Origin of the sequence: Methylobacterium mesophilicum (assembly GCF_036441335.1) — a bacterium.
Classification (GTDB): domain Bacteria; phylum Pseudomonadota; class Alphaproteobacteria; order Rhizobiales; family Beijerinckiaceae; genus Methylobacterium; species Methylobacterium mesophilicum_B.
Map to the genome: position 1 here is coordinate 79,137 of NZ_MLBW01000011.1, position 17,361 is coordinate 96,497.

Here is a 17,361-nt window from a genome sequence, read left to right on the forward strand (position 1 = left end):
GTTCTCTGCTGCTCCCGTGATCGGAACGCGCACCGCACCGGCCGTCCTGGCCATGTCCCTCGCCCTGGCGGGTCCCGCCGGCGCCGGCGAGGACGCGTTCGAGGGGATGGCCGGCCCCTCCGGCGAGCGCCTGCGCTACGACGCGAAGGGGCTCACCCTCACCTTTCCCGAGCCCGACGTGAAGCTCCAGATCGGCGGGCGGCTGCACATCGACGGCGGCGCGGCGGGCTTCAGCCGGCCCGACCTGCCCGAGGCCTTCCCCGACAACGTCGCCGTGCGCCGGGCCTGGATCGAGCCGACGCTCACCGTCGGCCGCGACTGGGTGATCGCCTTCCAGTACGATTTCGCCGACCCGATGTTGCCGATCAACGACGCGCTGGTCGCCTGGAAGGGGCTGCCGGACACGATCCTGACGCTCGGCAACATGAAGGAGCCCTTTAGCCTGGAATGGCTGCAGAGCAACAACGACACGCTGTTCGCCGAGCGCTCGGCGGCCAACGCCCTCGTGCCGGAGCGCCGGTTCGGCCTCGCGGCCGGGCATCAGGGCGCGATCTGGACCGCGGTGGCCGGCGTGTTCGGCAACGCCGCCAGCAGCGGCATCGACGGGGACGGCGTCGCGGTCGCGGCCCGCGCGACCGTCGCGCCGATCATGACCGCCGACGAGACCCTGCATCTCGGGCTCGCGGGGGCCTTCCGCAGCCGGTCCCGCTCGGACGGTGCCTTCAGCTTCTCCAGCCCCGCCGGCGCCTCCCTGTTCGAGCGTCCCCTGGTGGATACCGGCGATCTCCCCGACGCCGCCAGCGTGTCGCGCCTCGGTGCCGAGCTGGCCTATCGCCGCGGCCCGCTCCTGGTGCAGGCGGAGTACATCCGGGCCGCGTTGCAGCCGTTCCGCGGTCCCGGCCAGCCCGGCACCGCGCTCGATTTCCAGGGCGGCTACGTCGAGGCGGCCCTGGTGCTCAACGGCGAGGGCCGCGCCTACGCGCTGACGCCGCAGAGCGGCACGACCTACGCGACCTTCCGGGGCGTGACGGTTCCGGAGGCGCAGCGGCTCTCCCGGGGCGGGATCGGCGTGTTCGAGCTGGCGGTGCGCTACAGCGCCGTCGACCTGGACGCGCGGGGCTTCCGCGGGGGCATGGAGCGGGACGTGACCCTCGGCCTGAGCTGGTATCCGGAGCCCAACCTGCGGTTGATCGGCAACGTCGTCCGCGGGCGCGTGCGGCCCGGGGAGGCCCAGTCCGAGACCCTGGGCACCCGCCCGTTCACGGTCGACACGGTGATCGCGCGCCTGCAGATCTACTGGTGACGCGCCCCGCCGGGGCGGCTCCAGTCCCGGCCGCGGCCCCGGACACGACCGGTCACACGACCGGTCACACGGCCGGTCACACAGCCCTGCGCAGGACCGACCGGAACGGGCGCCGTTCGGGCTCCGGCGGGGGTGTCGGCTCCCCGGCGGGCGGCGCCGCCAGGACCTCCGCGCGCACCGGCCGGGGCGCCGCGAAGGCCGTCCCCTGCGCGAACGGCACGTCGAGGTCGATCAGGTCCGGGACATCGGCCTCGTCGGCGACGCCCGTGGCGACGACGCGGATCCCGGCCCGGGCCAGGGCCGGCGCGGTGTCCTCGACGGCGAGGTCCGACAGGCTGCCGCGGGTGGCACCGGGCCGGAGCAGCATCTCCGCCGGCACCTTGACCTGCCCGATGCCGAGCGCGGCGAGTTCGGCGGCGTCGAAGCGGAGATCGTCCGGGCGGTCGAGGCTGAAGCCGATCCGGCCCTGCAGGGGCGCGAGCAGGCCCCGCTGGCCGGCATCGAGCCGGCGCCAGCTCTCCTGCGGCAGCGCGATGGTCAGGCCCGCCAGGGCCGGGTCGTCGGCGGCCGTGCGGGCCAGCTCGCGCAGGAGGCCTGGCTCGAACAGCGACAGCGGCGACAGCCCGTAGGTCAGCAGGGTCTCGCTGCCGCGCCGGGCGAGGTGGCGGGCCACGATCGTGGCCCGCTGGAGCATCCGGCGGTCGAGTTCGGTGGTGCGCCCGTAGCGCTCCAGCACCGGCAGGAACATCTCCGGCTCGGCCGGCGTCGCGCCGGGGCCGCCGATCCGCAGCCGGGCCAGCGCCTCGTAGGCCACCACCTTGCGCTGCGGCAGGGTGACGACCGGCTGCAGGTGGATCTCGAGACCGTCCCCCTCGAAGGCGGCGATGATCGCGCCCTCGTCCGCGGGCGCGGCCGCGGGCCGGGGCGGGNGCGGAGGCGGCACCGGCGCGGGTGGCGGCGGGGCAGCGTCGGCGTCCGGAAGGGCCGTGGCGAGCGCCGCGGGCAGCGGCCGGGGCGTCTCGGCGGGCCTGATCTCGGGCTTGATCTCTGGCCGGGCCTTGAGGCCCGCGATCTCGGCGTCCTGGGCGCTCACGACCGTCGTGAGGTCGCGGACGATCCCGCTGAGCAGCCCGAACTCGACGGTCAGCTCCTCGATCTGGGCGCGCAGGGCGGCCTCCGCGGTCTCCGGCCGCGGCTGGGCCGCCGCGGTCGCGGCCGCCGTCTCGACCTTGAGCAGGCGCCGGGACAGCAGATCGACCTCGCCGGACAGCTTCTCGCAGCGCGCCTTGAGGGTGGCGATGCGGGTCAGGGCGAGACCGCCCGCAACGGCGGCCGCGGCGCCGAGCGTCAGGGCACTCCAGAGCGGCAGGAACACCGCGAGCGGCCCGAACACGACGAGCCCGAGAAGGCCGACCGTCAGCAGCCCCGCGTACCGGCCGAGGACCGGGACCATCGTCTGAACACCTGCCAGGAACGCGCGCCGGTCGCCGGGGGACATCCCGAGCGATCCCCACCGGGCGCGAACCGAATCGCAGGATCATTGGCCGCCCGCACCCCGCCCGGCAAGGCTCGGGGACCGCGATGGCGCGCCGTAGCCTGTTAATTCCGGGCGGTGTGACGCCCGCGCCCGCTGGAACGTTGCGGATTCGTCACGGCGCGCCCGATTGCGGGGCGATCCGGGGAGGGTTGCGCGGCTAGCGAATGCGGACCGGATGAAAAAGGATCATAAAGCGTGGCCATGACGTCCGTGCCCCCGCGTACTCCCCGATTTCGCGCCGTTCTCGGCGCCGGCGCGCTCCTCGCGGCCTTCGGCACGACGGCGCCGCGGGCCGCGGATCTCGGCGCGGATCTCCCGCGCACCACGCCGACCTTCGCGATGGTCGATCCCAACACTTGGATCGTCACGTTGAGCGGCTCGATCCAGGCCGTGCCGCGCTATCCGGGCGCGAGCGACTACACGGCCGTCGGCTACCCCTCGATCGATATCCGCCGCGTCGGCGAGCCGCGCCGCTTCTCGACGCCGGATGACGGGTTCAGCTTCTCGCTCTTCGACACCGAGTCGTTCCGCATCGGCCCGACCGCGCGCTTCGTGCCGGGGCGCTACTACGGCGACGACCGGCGCCACCTGTACGGTTTTCGCGACGCCCGCTTCGCCGTGGAGCCCGGCGTGTTCGCGGAGTTCTACCCGGTCTCGTTCATCCGGACCCGCGTCGAGCTGCGCCAGGGCGTCTACGGGCACCACGGGACGGTCGGCTCGGTGGCGGCCGACTATCTGATCCCGGCGGAGAAGTTCCTGTTCTCCATCGGGCCGCGCCTCAACGTCGGCGATGCCAGCTACGCGCGGAAGTATTTCGGCGTCTCGCCGATCGAGGCGGCGCTGAACGGGCGCGTGACGCCCTACGACCCGCGCAGCTTCTACTCGGCGGGCGTGCTCGGCGGTGTGACCTACACGCAGAGCGAGACGTGGTCGTACACGGCCTATGCCGGCTACACCCGGATCCTGGGCGCCTCCGGCGACAGCCCGCTGGTGCGGCGCCCGTTCGGCAACCCCAACCAGTATCAGTTCGGCCTGCGCATCGATTACGCCTTCCGCATGCCGGCGCTGTTCTGAGCCGACACCCGGCTTGCGCCGGGCCGGCCGGGTCCCGACATCCCCGGGAGACGATCGAGGAGGCCCGGATGGACGTGACGCGCGCCGACCTGCTGATGCGGGTCGAGGGCATGACCTGCGAGGGCTGCGCCGCCGCGGTGACCCGCACGGTGAAACGGATCGATCCCGCGGCCGACGTGCAGGTCGACCGGGACGCCGCGCGCGTGGCGATCCGCACGGACGCGCAGGCGCTGACCATCGCCGAGGCCCTGACCAGGGCCGGCTACACCGCGACGGCCATGACCGGCTGAGCCGGGTCTCCTCCGGGCCTGCGGGCCGTAGAGGCCGGAGCGCCCCGCGCGGAGCCGACGCTACCCTCGCGCGCGGCGCGCGTCGGCCGGGCCCGCGATTCCGGACGGCGCGCCGGACGACGGACCCTCCCGTTCAGGAGCGGCTCAGGAACATCCCGGTCAGGAGCAGGGCGAAGGCCGCGAGGCCGAACAGGCCCTCCTTGCGCTGGGTGCGGTCGAGGAAATGGGCGGCGGCGCCGGCCGCGCAACAGGCGGCGCCCAGGCCGATTGTCAGCGACGACATCTCGAGTCTCCTCCTCGCGCGTCGCTCCGCGGCGCGGCGAAAACAGTCCCTCTCGTGGGCCTGCCGGACGGCGTTGTCCGTTCAGGATTGAGTCACGGCGGAAGATTTGCACGGTCCGGACGGACTGGCAAGGGATGACGGCCAAGTCCTCGCCGGGCCTTCGTCAGCAACGCGCGCGCGAACAACAGATCTTCGCGTCGCGGGCGCGTTGAATACCGCATTCAGATGGGCCCGATCGGGGCGGGCCGGCGGGGCGGGACGCGTTGACCGCCGCGCCCGCGCGCGCTTAGACCTCCCGGCAGATCCGCCGGTCCCCGCGCACGCACCGCGCACGGTGCGTGCGCGCCGCCCGCACCCGCGGCGGGATGTCTGCGAAAGGCTGCTCGGTACCCGATGCTCACCCCCTCCTCCGCCCGGTTCGACGTCGCGGTCGTCGGCGGCGGCCATGCCGGCGTCGAGGCCGCCGCCGCCGCGGCGCGCTGCGGCGCGCGCACCGCGCTGGTCACCCACGATCCCGCGACGATCGGGGCGATGTCCTGCAACCCGGCGATCGGCGGCCTCGGCAAGGGCCACCTCGTCCGCGAGGTCGACGCCCTGGACGGGCTGATGGGCCGGGTCGCCGACGCGGCCGGCATCCAGTTCCGCCTGCTCAACCGACGGAAGGGCCCGGCAGTGCGCGGGCCGCGCACCCAGGCCGACCGCAAGCTCTACGCCGCCGCCATGCAGGCCGCCGTCGCCGCGACCGCGGGACTGACCGTGGTGGCGGGCGCCTGCGAGGACCTGGCCTTCGACGCCGAGGGCCGGCTCCGCGGCCTCGTCCTGGCCGACGGCCGCACCCTCGCCTGCGGCGCGGTGGTGCTGACCACCGGCACCTTCCTGCGCGGCCTGATCCATATCGGCGAGCGGCAGATCCCGGCAGGCCGCGTCGGCGAGGCGCCGGCGGTCGGGCTGGCGCGGACGCTCGACCGCCTCGGCCTCCGCCTCGGGCGCCTGAAGACCGGGACGCCCCCGCGCCTCGACGGGCGGACCATCGACTGGTCCGGCCTGGAGATGCAGGAGGCCGACGCCGAGCCGGTGCCGTTCTCGACGCTGACCGAGCGGATCACGACGCCGCAGATCCGCTGCGGCATCACCCGGACGAGCCGGGAAGTCCACGACCTGATCCGTGCCAACCTGCACCGCTCGCCGATGTATTCCGGCGGCATCGCCAGCCGGGGTCCGCGCTACTGCCCGTCGATCGAGGACAAGGTCGTGCGGTTCGGCGACCGGGAGGGGCACCAGATCTTCCTGGAGCCCGAGGGGCTCGACGACCCGACCATATACCCGAACGGCATCTCCACGGCGCTGCCGGAAGAGGTGCAGCGCGACCTCGTCCGCCTGATCCCCGGTCTGGAGCGGGCCGCGATCCTGCGGCCGGGCTACGCCATCGAGTACGACTACGTCGATCCCCGCGAGCTCGATGTCGGCCTCCAGGTGAAGCGCCTGCCGGGCCTGTTCCTGGCCGGCCAGATCAACGGCACGACGGGCTACGAGGAGGCGGCCGGCCAGGGGCTGGTCGCCGGCCTCAATGCCGCCCGGCACGCGGGCGGCCTCGGCGTCGCGGGCTTCGACCGGGCCGAGTCGTATCTCGGCGTGATGATCGACGACCTCGTGACCCAGGGGGTCAGCGAGCCGTACCGGATGTTCACCTCGCGCTCGGAGTACCGGCTGTCCCTGCGGGTCGACAACGCCGACGCCCGGCTCACGCCGCGCGGGATCGCGCTCGGCTGCGTGGGCGGAGCCCGGGCGGCCCATTTCGCGGCCGGGCAGGCGGCGCTCGACGCGGCGCGCGCCCGCCTCGACGCGGTGAGCCTGACGCCCAGCCAGGCCGCGTCGCACGGGATCGTCCTGAACCGAGACGGCATCCGCCGCACCGGCTTCCAGCTCCTCGCCTACCCGGAGATCGGCTGGTCGGACCTGGCGGCGGTGTGGCCGGACCTCGCCGAGGTCGCCCCGCTGATCGCCGACCGGATGAAGACCGACGCGACCTACGCGGTCTACCTCGACCGGCAGGACGCCGACATCGCGGCCTTCCGACGGGACGAGGCCGTGCGCCTGCCGGCGGGGCTGGACTACGCGGCGATCAGCGGCCTCTCGAACGAGATGCGGGTGAAGCTCGAGACCGTACGCCCCGGGACCCTGGGACAGGCGGCGCGGATCGAGGGCGTGACGCCGGCCGCCCTCACCCTGCTGGCCGCCCACGCGCGGCGCGGCGCGCGCGCGACCGCCACCGCCGCGGACCGGCACCCGGCATGAGCGATCCGGATCGCGCCCGTATCCTCGCGGCAGCCGGTGTTTCACGTGAAACAGCGGAGCGGCTCGACCTCTACGTGGCGCAGCTGCGGCGCTGGCAGCCGATCAAGAACCTCGTCGGCCCCGCGACGCTGGCCGAGGTCTGGAGCCGCCACATCGACGACGCGCTGCAGCTCCTCGACCTCGCACCGGAGGCCCGCACGTGGCTCGATCTCGGCTCCGGCGCGGGCATCCCGGGCCTGATCCTGGCCATCGCCGGACGGGACCGCGGCGTCCGGGTCGACCTCGTCGAGAGCAACGCGCGCAAATGCGCCTTCCTCACCGAGACCGCCCGGCTGACCGGCGCCCCGGCCCGGGTGCGCAACGCCCGGATCGAGGCGGTGATCGGCGACTACGTCGGGGCCGACGTGGTCTGCGCCCGCGCCCTCGCCCCGATGGTTCAGCTCCTCGCCTGGACCGAGCCTCTGTTGAAAACGGGCACCACCGGCCTGTTTCCGAAGGGGCGGGACGTACAAGCCGAATTGACCCAGGCCGGCGCGCAGTGGAGAGTCGTTAACGACCTCGTGCCGAGCCGGACCGATTCCGATGCCCGGATCGTGCGCGTCACTGCCCTCGCCGCCCCGAGCCACCGATGAGCGAAGCGATCCTCGGCGATCCCGCCGACCGGTCCATGGATTCATCCATGCGACGCCCTCTGCGCGTTCTGGCGCTCGCCAACCAGAAGGGCGGCGTCGGCAAGACCACGACGGCGATCAACCTCGGCACCGCCCTGGCGGCGATCGGCGAGGACGTCCTGGTCATCGATCTCGATCCGCAGGGCAACGCCTCCACGGGTCTCGGGATCGACCGCGCCAAGCGCCGGGTCTCGACCTACGAGGTCATGGCCGGCGAGGCCTCGCTGGCGCAGGCCGTGGTCCCCACCGCCGTGCCGCGGCTGTCGCTTGCGCCCTCGACCATGGACCTCCTCGGCCTGGAACTGGAGCTGGCCACCCTCCCCGACCGGGCGCACCGGCTGCGCGGCGTCCTGAAGAGCCTGACCCAGGCGCCGAGCCTGAGCCGGATCAGCTACGTCCTGATCGACTGCCCGCCCTCGCTCAACCTGCTGACCATCAACGCGCTGGCGGCCGCCGACGCGGTGCTGGTGCCGCTGCAGTGCGAGTTCTTCGCCCTGGAGGGCCTGAGCCAGCTGCTACGCACCGTCGAGCAGGTCCGCGGCGCCCTGAACCCGAAGCTGACGATCCAGGGCATCGTGCTGACGATGTTCGACCCGCGCAACAACCTCTCCGCCCAGGTCGTGGCGGACGTGCGCGGCTTCATGGGCGACAAGGTCTACGAGACCGTGATCCCCCGCAACGTCCGGATCTCCGAGGCGCCCTCGCACGGGAAGCCGGCGCTGCTGTACGACCTGAAATGCGCCGGCAGTCAGGCCTACCTGCGCCTCGCCTCGGAGGTGATCCAGCGCGAGGGCCGAGTTCCGGCCGCGGCCTGACGGGTTTGAGTCCCCCTCCCGGTTCGAGGGGCGAGTGTGGAGCGTGACACGGGTGGCGATCATGGCGGAGGAGGGGGCGAAGCCTCGACTGGGGCGCGGGCTCGCGGCGCTGATCGGTGACTTCAATGAGGCCGGGAAAGCCTCGGCCAAGGCCGAGGAGCAGCGCCGGGTTCCGATCGAGTTCCTGCGCGCCAACCCGCGCAACCCGCGCCGGAGCTTCGCCGAGACGGAGCTGTCCGAGCTGGCGGCCTCGATCGGCCAGCGGGGCATCATCCAGCCGATCGTGGTCCGCCCGATCGGCGACGTGCCCGGGACCTTCGAGATCGTGGCCGGCGAGCGGCGCTGGCGGGCCGCCCAGCGCGCCGGCCTCGACGAGGTGCCGGTGGTGGTGGTCGAGATCGACGACCGCGGCTCCCTGGAATTCGCCATCCTGGAGAACGTCCAGCGCACCGACCTCAACGCGATCGAGGAGGCGTCCGGCTACGAGCGCCTGATGAAGGATTTCTCGTACACCCAGAAGGAGCTGGCCGAGATCCTCGGCAAGAGCCGCAGCCACCTCGCCAACACGCTCCGGCTGCTCAACCTGCCGCTGTCCGTGCAGGAGCGGGTCACCGCGGGCGAGCTGACCGCCGGCCACGCCCGCGCGCTGCTGGCCGTCCGCGATCCCGAGGCGACGGCGCGCCGCGTCGTGGCCGAGAGCCTGTCGGTCCGCGACGTGGAGGCGATCGCCTCCGCGGAGGCAGCCCCGGCCGAGACCCCCCGCCCCGGCCGCCCGCGCCTCTCGGCCGAGCGCCCCGCGACGGTGCGCGACCTGGAGCTGCGGATCCACCGGGCGCTCGGCGTCCCGGTCTCCTACAAGCCGAAGGACGCCGATTCGGGCGAGATCCGCATCCGCTACGAGACCCAGGACGAGCTGCAGGCCCTGCTCAACCGGTTCAAGGTCTCGGACGCCTGAGGAACCGTCCCCGCCGGGTGGCCCCGTCTCAGCGGGCCCGGCGCAGGCCCGGTATGAGCGCGGTCAGCAGGCCGCGGCGCGCGGTGGCAGAGGGTGTGGTGTCTCGCTCAGGCCAGCCGGTCCGGGCCGGGCGATAGAGCGCCGACATCGCGCGTCTGTGTCCGCGCGGTTCCTGTCGCAGCCGTCTCGCATGCGGGCCTCGCCGGACGCGGACCGGCGCGCCGTCACCCTCTCCCGCGCGGGCGAGGGCACCCGCGCCCCGGATGGCACGGCCTCAGCGACGCCGCCGCGCCCCCGCCTCCGCGACCCGCAGGAGGGCCGCCGAGGCCAGCGCGTGGCCGCCCGGGACCCTCGATGCTGGCCCTGCGCTTGAAATGCAGGCCCCGCCACGTCGCCACCATCGCGGCGGGCGTCTTGTCGGGATTGTCGAGCCGGGTGGCGAGCAGCGTCAGGGCGTGCCGCAGCGCCGAGCCCAGCACCGCGCCCGGGTCGAGGCCCTCGTGCCGGAAGCGGCGGTAGTCGCGCTCCACCGCGTCGCGGCGGCCGTCGAAGGCGGCGTCGATCAGGGTGTTGAGCACGCTCGCCGCGACGTCGCTGGTCACGGCCTCGACGTGCTCGAGGGTCACGGTCCGGTCCCCCTCCCCCGCGGCGTAGAGGGCGAGCTTCTCGATCTCCATCAGGCTCGCCCGGCGGTCGCCGCCGAGGCTGCGGGCCAGGACCTCCCGGGCGGCCCGGTCGATGCGCAGGCCGCGCTCCTGGAGGGTGCGCTCGATCAGGTCCGACAGGGTCCGCTCGTCGTCGGCGTAGCAGGGGATCGCGAGAGCCTTGGGGGAGCGCTCGCAGAGCGTCCGGAGCGGGTTGCTCTTGGCGAGGTCTCCGGCCTCCACGACGATGCGGGCGTCCGCGACGGTCGCGCCCAGCACCGCCTCGACGGCGGGCGCGTAGTTGCGGGTGCCGGGCCGGACCCAGATCGACCGGCGGCCGCCGAACAGGCCCATCGTCCCGGCCTCGTCGCACAGCCGGCCCGGATCGGCGGCCAGGGCGTCGCCGTCGATCCGCACCAGCGCGAAGGGGTCGGCCGGATCGGCGACGAAATCCTCGGCGAGCTTGCGGGCGCGCTCGGTCACCAGACCGGTATCCGGCCCGAACACCAGGATGACGGGGATGCGCGGATCGGGCCCGCGCCGGATCAGCCCCTCGATCTCGCCGGCCTTGACCGCCGTCACGTCGGGCTACGGCTTCGTCGAGAGCACGGCCGCGAGGCGGCTCTTGATCTGATCGGACAGCACGCCCGCCAGGCGGATCTCGGCGTCCCGCGCCGCCCGCTGGCTGGCGAAGCGCTGGACCGAGCGGTCGTAGGTGGCGGTCGAGGTGGCGACACCCTCGGTGTAGACCTTGGTGCCGCTCATGTCCTCGAGGCTGTACTTGATGTTGGCCACCAGCGTGCCGGCCTCGGCGCGGCCGGTGGTGGAGGAGACGATCGGGGTCTGCACGATCTCGGAGCCCGAGAGCTTCAGCCGGTAGCGCTTGGTCGCCGGGTGACCGGACCCGTCGAGGTCGAAGACCAGCTCGCTGCGCAGGTAGTGGCCGAGGCGCTCCTGGCCCTGGGCCATCGCGACGTCGTCGACCTGGACCGAGGCGAGCAGCGCCTGGACGGATTCCCCAGAGGCGGTCGGCCCGTAGAGCGGCCGGAAGCAGGCCGAGAGGCTCAGCGCCAGGCCGGTCGCGCAGGCGAGGCGGGCGATCCGCCCCGCGATGGAAACTCCCGAACCCACCATCCGCCGTCGTTCCGCCCCTGCCTGTCGGATCGTTCTAGCGCGGACACGGCGTTCCGCGCCACGACGCTACGGGGCAAACGTTACGATTCCTCTGCGGCAAGAGCGTGATCGTCCGGTTTCCGAATGTGAGGCCGCGGCCGTCCGGGGGCCGGAGGACGGGCCATCTCAGGCGATCGCCGCGAGATAGGCCGAGACCGTGACGACGGCCAGCATCGTCGAGACCAGCACCACGGTGGCGGTCAGGTCGGCCTCGCGCCGGTAGAACTCGGCCAGCATGAACGGACCGGTGCCGGTGGGGAGGGCGGCCATGAGCACGGCGGTGTGCAGCAGGAGCGGGGGCAGGTCGAACAGGTAGCGGCCGAGCCCGTAGGCCAGGACCGGGTGCAGCGCGAGCTTGAGGCCGACGAGCAGCGCGGCGGTGCGCCCCTGCCCGCCCCCTGCGCGACGGGGCTGGGCCAGGAACAGGCCGAGCGCTACCAGGGCGCAGGGCGCCGCCGCGCCGCCGAGGAGCTTCAGGAACGTGGCCACCGCCTCGGGCACGGTCAGCCCGGCACTCGGCACCAGGGCGCCCAGCGCCGGCGCCACCAGCAGCGGGTTGCGCAGGAGGGAGCGGAGCACCGTCCACCAGACCGGCCGGCGGGGCCCGCCGCTCCGGCCCGACGCGGCCGACTCGCGCCGCAGCCCGGTCTCGATCAGCACGATCGCCACCGCGAAGACGCCGCAGACCGTGAGGATCGCCGCCACCGTGGTGGGCGCCAGCGCCTCCGGCCCGAAGGCGACCAGCGCCAGGGGGAAGCCCATGAAGCCGGTATTGGCGTAGCCGGCGTTGAGCCCGTCCACCGCGGCGTCGGCCAGCGGCCGTCCCGCCCCACGCCGGATCAGCACGGTGAGGGCGAAGACCCCGAGGCTGCTGAGCCCGAAGGCGCCGATGAAGCCGGGCTTCCAGATGGCGCTCCAGTGGGCGTGGGCGGTCACGTCGAACAGCAGCGCGGGAAGGGCCAGGAAGACCACGAACCGGTTGAGTTCGGTGGTGGCGGCGGCCCCGAGCACGCCGATCCGCCGGGCCAGCCAGCCGGCGAAGATCAGCGCGAAGATCGGCAGCACGACCAGCAGGGTCGAGAGCATGGCGGGTCCGGGTCGGAGGACGATGCTCCGGCCTTAGGACGGTTTCCGATCCCGGCTCCAGTGCCGCGGGCGGGGACCTGCCATGCCGCGGACCCCGCCCGTGGAAGCTACCAGCGGTAGATCAGGCTGCCGATGACCGTCGCGGGCGCGCCGCGGTAGCAGAAGCCGGCCTGACAATTGTAGTAGTCGCGATCGAAGATGTTGAACGCGTTGATCTGCGCCCGGAAGCCTTTGTACTTCGGATCGAGCGCCGCGAAGTCGTAGGCGACGAGGGCGTCGACCAGCGTCACGGTCGGGTTGCGCACCGTGTTCTCGTCGTCGGCGAAGCTGTTGGCATTGAACCGGATGCCGCCGCCGATCGTCAGGCCGCGCAACGCGGAGGACGGCGGGAACAGGTAGGTCAGGAACGACGCGAAGGTGTCGCCCGGGATGCCGGAGAGCTGGTTCCCGTCGATCGCCGCGCCGGTGACGGCCGAGGTCTGCTTCACGAAGCGGAAGTCGAGATGGGTGTAGGCGAGCGTCAGGTTGGTCCCCGGTGCGAAATTCGCCGTCGCCTCCATCTCGAAGCCGCGCGAGTTGACCTCGCCGGTCGCGACTTGGTTCGCGAAGTTGGTCGGATCCTGGCGCAGGATGCTGGTCTGATTGATGTCGAACCCGGCGATGCCGGCGCTGATGTTCGTGCCCGGGATCAGGTACTTCACACCGGCCTCGATCTGATCGCCGGTGGCCGGACGATAGGGGCGGCCGGTGACGGTGTTGACGCCGACCTGGGGGGTGAAGGTCGTCGCGTAACTCGCGTAGGGCACGAGGCCGGGCGCGAGCTCGTAATTCAGGCCCGCCCGGTAGGTGAAGGCGCTGTCGTTCTGGCTCTGCGGACCGGCGACCACGCCCCGGGTCACGCTCGCCGTATCGGAGGCGACCCAGTCCTGCCGCCCGGTCAGCGTCAGGACGAACTTCCCCCACTTCGCCTGTTCCTGGAAATAGACGCCGACCTGATCCTGCGCCTGCCGCGAGGAGCGATCGATGCTGGGGCGCGCGATCGGCTGGCGACCGTAGTTCAAGGTGAGCAGGTTGAGGTCGGGCGCGACGCCGAAACCGGCGACGCTCGAGAAGTCGTAGTGGTAGTAGTCGATGCCCGCCAGCAGCGTGTGGGCGACCGGGCCGGTATAGAGGTGGCCCTCGAGCTGGGTATCGACCGCGAAGGAGGCCAGGGACTGCTTGAACAGGCCGGTGGAGCGCTGTGCGCTCAGACCCGTCACACTGTCGACCTGCGTGTACGAGAAGTTGGCGTCGACACCGGAATAGCGGAAGTTCTGCCGCAGGATCAGGTCCGGCGAGAATCGGTGTTCGAAGGCGTAGCCGATCCGGTGCTGATCCGTTCGGTAGGTGTTGAGCGCGCCGTCGCCCGAGTAGATCCGCGACACGCGGAAGCCCGGGAAGTTGTAGAAGCTCGCGTTGCCCGGGACGTTCGACTCCTGGAACTCGGTCAGCAGCGTGAAGGTCGTGTCGGCTGTGGGGCGCCACGTGAAGGCGGGCGCGATCGTGAAGCGGTCGTCCCGGACGCCGGGGCCGGGCAGGAACGTGTTGGATTGCCGGGCCACGCCGGTCAGGCGGAAGGCCATGGTGCCGTCGGATCCCTCCACCGGGGCGCCAATGTCGAAATTGCCCTGGTAGCGGTCGAAGTTGCCGCCCTGGAACCAGACCTCGCCGAACTGGGCGAAGACCGGCCGCTTGCTGGTCACGTCGACGATGCCGCCGGGCGAGCCCAGGCCGTAGAGGCCGGAGGCCGGCCCGCGGAGGATCGTCAGGGCTTCCGTCCCGTAGGGTTCGATCCGCGGCACCGCGAAGCCGACGCCGGTCTGGCGCAGGCCGTCGCGGAAGATGCCGTCGTAGGTCTCGGCGAAGCCGCGGATGTAGAACGCGTCGGCCCGCGGGTCGAAGCCGAACACGTTGCTGGACACGCCGGGCGTGTACGCCACCGCCTCGTTGAGGCTCTGCACGTTGCGGTCGTTGAGCTGCTCGCGGGTGACCACGGAGACCGATTGCGGCGTCTCGAGCAGGGGCGTGTTGGTCTTCGTCGCGGTGGGGCTCACCCGCGCCACGTAGCCGGTGACGCCGGAGGGCCCGCCGCCGCCGCCGCTGGTGGCCGCGCTGCCGCCGTCGCCGCCGCTGACATTGCCGCCGCCGCTGCCGGATCCCGTCGGGGCCGCGACGGCCGGCCGGGCGGCCTCCACGGAGATCTCGTTGAGCTGGACGGCGGCGCCCTGCGCGGCAGCGGCCTGAACGAAGGCGACGGTGGTCAGCGCGGTGGTGGCGAGGAGCAGGCCGGATTGAGCGGAGCGAAGCGACATCGGAGACTCACGAACACGCCGCGACGCGGCGCCCGGCGTTCACGTACCACCAATCACGGTCTCTCGATCAAGCCGAAAACGTGTTGTAAATCACACACTTAGAAGCGTTCAAATCTGGAACGGTTCGAGCCTAGAACTCCAGCGGCGGCTCCCGCAGGGCGGTAGCCTCCCGGGTGCAGGCGGCCTGATCGGGCGCCAGTCCGACGCCGCCCAGGGCGGCCCGCAGCTCGGCGCGGGCCTTGTCGATGTCGGCCCGGAAGGCCGCATCGCCCATCAGCGCGGCGAAGACCGCGGTTCCGGTCAGGCGTCCCGCCGCCACGTCGCTGAGCCAGTGCACGCCGCAGACGATCCGGCTCTCGCCGTAGGCCCGGCCGCGGGCCAGGATCGGGGTCGCCTTCTCGGGCACCAGGGATGCCAGGATCAGCGCGTAGGCCCAGCCCTGCGTGGCGTGGCCGGAGGGGTAGCTGAAACTGTCGGCCAGGGCCTGGCTGCGCTGCACGCAGATCGGCGCCTCGTTGCCGACGAACGGGCGCAGGCGGCGGTAATGCACCTTGGGCCCCCGCGTCGCCCGGGCGAGGTCGAGGCGGGCGCGCTCTAGGAGGTTGATCACGGCCGGCACCCGCGCTTGGTCGATCCGGGTGCCGAGCACGCAGGCGAAATTCTCCAGCACGGCGGCGGCGCCCTCGGACACGTCGTTGGCGGCCAGATCCCAGCGGGGCGTCCCCTTGAGGGCGCGGGTGCTGTTGAAGGCCGCCCGGTCGGCCCTGTCGAGGGGCGCGTCGTGGGCCGGCGGGGAGGGCAGGAACTGGACGGCGTCCGGCACCGCCGCGTCGGCCAGGTAGGGCTTCACGGCCGGCTTGCCGGGCTTCAGCGTGTCGGCGCCGAGGGACGGGGCCGCGGGCGTGCCCGGGGGCACGGGGCGAGGGGAATCCTCGGCGCGGGCCGCGACGGCCAGAAGGAGGGCGAGGGCGGCCGGGGCGAGGAGGGGCAGGGACGGCGTGCGCAGCATCGGATCCGGGACTCTCTCGGATGGAATCTGCGGGGCGCGCCCGCTGCCGGAGGAACGGCTCAGCCGGCCCGTTCAGTCCCTGCACAGGCGGCTCGATCTGTCCAGCGCGCGGCGGCCGGGGCGCCTTATGAACCGCTGCATGTTGTAGGTGCGCATTCCGGTCGGCGCGGAGTGCGAAGCGTCGTCAGAGCACGGCGATGGCCGGGGAAACGCACGTCGACGACCTCGGATGCAAGCCCGAGGCAAGTTTGCTCGGCAACAGTGACCGGTAGATGCTCTATCGCGGGCAGCGCAAAGCGGCACTCTGATGATTGACACCCGGGAGGAGGATCACCGCCGCGAAGAACTCGGGTCTCTCTACGTCATCACGGCGCATGAATTCAATCATGTCGCGAGATCGACGCCGATAGACAGGAGGTTCTTCGACAGGGACCTCCCTGCGAGATTCTATTTCGTCGATAGAAACGGTGCGCCCCGCGATTTCCGAAGCGCGTACATCGAGGAACGCATCCTCAATCCCAGCATCATCGACGCCGGGAGCCGATTCATCGCGGAATGGTCGTTCCTTCTCACCGAATTCGAGAAGCCTTTCGCGCAGTATCCGTTCTTCGTCGTGTCGTCACGGTTCTTCGAGAAGAATCTGTCCCTACCCCTGGAGCTTCAGACGGTGCTGGCGTTCGCCTTCCCGTGCCTGAAGTGTTACGGATGGGGATATCTACCTTCGTACGATCGAAAGGCCAATTTTCAAGATCTTCAGCTCTACAAGCAAGTTGGCTATCTCGGCATCAAGGATGAGGGCATCGCCTTTCTCGACGGGCTGTACGGCGTGCGCTTCGTCGATCAGTACCGCATGATCTCCGACTTCTTCTGCAACTATATCGGATTCCAATCGCGGGAACATCTGATCGAGTACGTCAAATTCTATCTCCCATTGATACGAAGATTTTTTGACGCAGACTGGAACATCGTTCGACAGCCCGAACTCTACGTGCGCAGAACAGGAACGTATCGGAACGAGAAACCATTCACCTTCCTTCTGGAAATGGCGTCCCATCTGTTCTTCTACAAGAACAATCTCAGGTTCTGTGGCGTCAGCTACGACGGCATTCACGAAGTCGACGAGCGCGAAACAATCATGAGGCCGATCATAACGTGGGATCAGGCGGGATGACCGGCTGGAACCTTTCCGGGAGTCCTCGAACGGATCAGCCTTCCCGGATCGCGGCGGCCACGGCGTCCGGATGCTCCTCGTGCGGGCTCAGGGCGCCGGGGATCGCGGCGCCGGTCACGCCGCCCTGGGCGATGAGGGCGTCCATCTCGGCGCCCGAGCGCCGCGGGGCGCCCGCGGGGCGCAGCACCAGGGTCGGCGGCAGGCCGTCGCCGAACAGGGCCAGGAAGGCCTCGCGGCTGCCCACCGGGTCGAGGCCGCCGGTGACGAAGGCGGCGGTGCCGAAGCGGCCGTTGCGCTGGCGGGTGATGGCGTACTTGTCGCGGATCACCGCCGGGGTGACCCGGGCCGCGTCGGCGTAGACGTGGGCGCGCATCATCCGGCCGATGATCGGCGGGCTGATGTTGATCCGGTAGAGCGCCTCGCCGAGGATCGGGGCCTCCACGGCCCGGCGGATGCGCGGGAACCAGTGCGCCCGCCCCGGCATCGCGGTGGGCAGCGGCCCCCGCCAGGTCGGCGCCACCAGGACCAGCCGCTCGAAGGCCGGCTGCTCGCCGAGCATCCGGCCCTGGGCATCGTTGGTCCAGAGCACGCCGCGCACGGCCTGAACGGCGGCCCGGAACCGCGCCTCGCTCGCCTGGAGCTCGCGCTGCACGCGCTGCTGGTCCAGCGACGAGGCGAGCATCGCCAGGAACAGGATGAGGAAT

At 71.9% G+C, this 17,361-nt stretch carries 15 protein-coding genes and 1 pseudogene; 8 read left to right on the plus strand and 8 right to left on the minus strand.

What is annotated here, in order from left to right:
- Positions 1-52: 52 nt before the first annotated feature.
- Entirely contained in the window at positions 53-1,303 is a 1,251-nt protein-coding gene (locus MMR14E_RS08495) for an OprO/OprP family phosphate-selective porin (RefSeq protein WP_331313695.1), read from the plus strand.
- A gap of 76 nt (positions 1,304-1,379) precedes the next feature.
- On the opposite strand, the gene MMR14E_RS08500 is transcribed toward MMR14E_RS08495, so the two are convergent.
- Positions 1,380-2,801 (minus strand): EAL domain-containing protein, encoded by a 1,422-nt coding sequence (locus tag MMR14E_RS08500; RefSeq protein WP_331313696.1) that lies wholly within the window; start codon positions 2,799-2,801, stop codon positions 1,380-1,382.
- Between the two features lie 240 nt (positions 2,802-3,041).
- On the opposite strand from MMR14E_RS08500, the gene MMR14E_RS08505 reads away from it, so the two are divergent.
- Together MMR14E_RS08505 and MMR14E_RS08510 are read left to right on the plus strand one after the other, a co-directional pair.
- Complete coding sequence (locus tag MMR14E_RS08505) at positions 3,042-3,914, plus strand: MipA/OmpV family protein (protein WP_419539324.1); 873 nt, start codon at positions 3,042-3,044, stop codon at positions 3,912-3,914.
- A 68-nt stretch (positions 3,915-3,982) separates the two neighbouring features.
- On the plus strand, positions 3,983-4,204 hold the full coding sequence (locus MMR14E_RS08510) for a heavy-metal-associated domain-containing protein (RefSeq protein ID WP_331313698.1): 222 nt from the start codon (positions 3,983-3,985) through the stop codon (positions 4,202-4,204).
- Positions 4,205-4,337: 133 nt separating this feature from the next.
- Here MMR14E_RS08510 and MMR14E_RS08515 read toward each other — a convergent pair whose 3' ends face one another.
- Positions 4,338-4,487 (minus strand): hypothetical protein, encoded by a 150-nt coding sequence (locus MMR14E_RS08515; RefSeq protein WP_331313699.1) that lies wholly within the window; start codon positions 4,485-4,487, stop codon positions 4,338-4,340.
- A gap of 393 nt (positions 4,488-4,880) precedes the next feature.
- On the opposite strand from MMR14E_RS08515, the gene mnmG reads away from it, so the two are divergent.
- The 4 genes from mnmG (at position 4,881) to MMR14E_RS08535 (ending at position 9,223) form a co-directional block, all read left to right on the plus strand.
- Positions 4,881-6,782 carry a tRNA uridine-5-carboxymethylaminomethyl(34) synthesis enzyme MnmG gene (mnmG, locus tag MMR14E_RS08520; protein ID WP_331313700.1) on the plus strand — a complete coding sequence of 634 codons (1,902 nt, stop codon included), beginning with the start codon at positions 4,881-4,883 and terminating at the stop codon, positions 6,780-6,782.
- Complete coding sequence (gene rsmG / locus MMR14E_RS08525; protein ID WP_331313701.1) at positions 6,779-7,414, plus strand: 16S rRNA (guanine(527)-N(7))-methyltransferase RsmG; 636 nt, start codon at positions 6,779-6,781, stop codon at positions 7,412-7,414. Before mnmG ends, rsmG begins: the two co-directional genes overlap by 4 nt.
- Entirely contained in the window at positions 7,411-8,268 is an 858-nt protein-coding gene (locus tag MMR14E_RS08530) for a ParA family protein (protein WP_012321019.1), read from the plus strand. Before rsmG ends, MMR14E_RS08530 begins: the two co-directional genes overlap by 4 nt.
- 61 nt (positions 8,269-8,329) lie before the next feature.
- Positions 8,330-9,223 (plus strand): ParB/RepB/Spo0J family partition protein, encoded by an 894-nt coding sequence (locus MMR14E_RS08535; RefSeq protein WP_026605106.1) that lies wholly within the window; start codon positions 8,330-8,332, stop codon positions 9,221-9,223.
- Positions 9,224-9,447: 224 nt separating this feature from the next.
- Here MMR14E_RS08535 and holA read toward each other — a convergent pair whose 3' ends face one another.
- The 5 genes from holA to MMR14E_RS08560 all read right to left on the minus strand — a co-directional run bounded on the left by holA (position 9,448) and on the right by MMR14E_RS08560 (position 15,486).
- Positions 9,448-10,449 carry a DNA polymerase III subunit delta gene (gene holA, locus MMR14E_RS08540; protein WP_419539323.1) on the minus strand — a complete coding sequence of 334 codons (1,002 nt, stop codon included), beginning with the start codon at positions 10,447-10,449 and terminating at the stop codon, positions 9,448-9,450.
- Between the two features lie 6 nt (positions 10,450-10,455).
- Positions 10,456-11,001 carry an LPS assembly lipoprotein LptE gene (gene lptE / locus MMR14E_RS08545; protein ID WP_149313280.1) on the minus strand — a complete coding sequence of 182 codons (546 nt, stop codon included), beginning with the start codon at positions 10,999-11,001 and terminating at the stop codon, positions 10,456-10,458.
- A gap of 165 nt (positions 11,002-11,166) precedes the next feature.
- Complete coding sequence (locus MMR14E_RS08550; RefSeq protein WP_331313702.1) at positions 11,167-12,126, minus strand: AEC family transporter; 960 nt, start codon at positions 12,124-12,126, stop codon at positions 11,167-11,169.
- Positions 12,127-12,233: 107 nt separating this feature from the next.
- Complete coding sequence (locus MMR14E_RS08555) at positions 12,234-14,477, minus strand: TonB-dependent siderophore receptor (protein ID WP_331313703.1); 2,244 nt, start codon at positions 14,475-14,477, stop codon at positions 12,234-12,236.
- A 130-nt stretch (positions 14,478-14,607) separates the two neighbouring features.
- Positions 14,608-15,486 (minus strand): phosphatase PAP2 family protein, encoded by an 879-nt coding sequence (locus MMR14E_RS08560; protein ID WP_331313704.1) that lies wholly within the window; start codon positions 15,484-15,486, stop codon positions 14,608-14,610.
- Positions 15,487-15,793: 307 nt separating this feature from the next.
- On the opposite strand from MMR14E_RS08560, the gene MMR14E_RS08565 reads away from it, so the two are divergent.
- The gene (locus MMR14E_RS08565) at positions 15,794-16,657 is read left to right on the plus strand and encodes a hypothetical protein (protein ID WP_331313705.1); all 864 of its coding nucleotides are present in this window, start codon (positions 15,794-15,796) and stop codon (positions 16,655-16,657) included.
- Positions 16,658-16,691: 34 nt separating this feature from the next.
- Here MMR14E_RS08565 and MMR14E_RS08570 read toward each other — a convergent pair.
- Positions 16,692-17,361 (minus strand): annotated as a pseudogene (locus MMR14E_RS08570) (hypothetical protein); the annotation flags it as partial.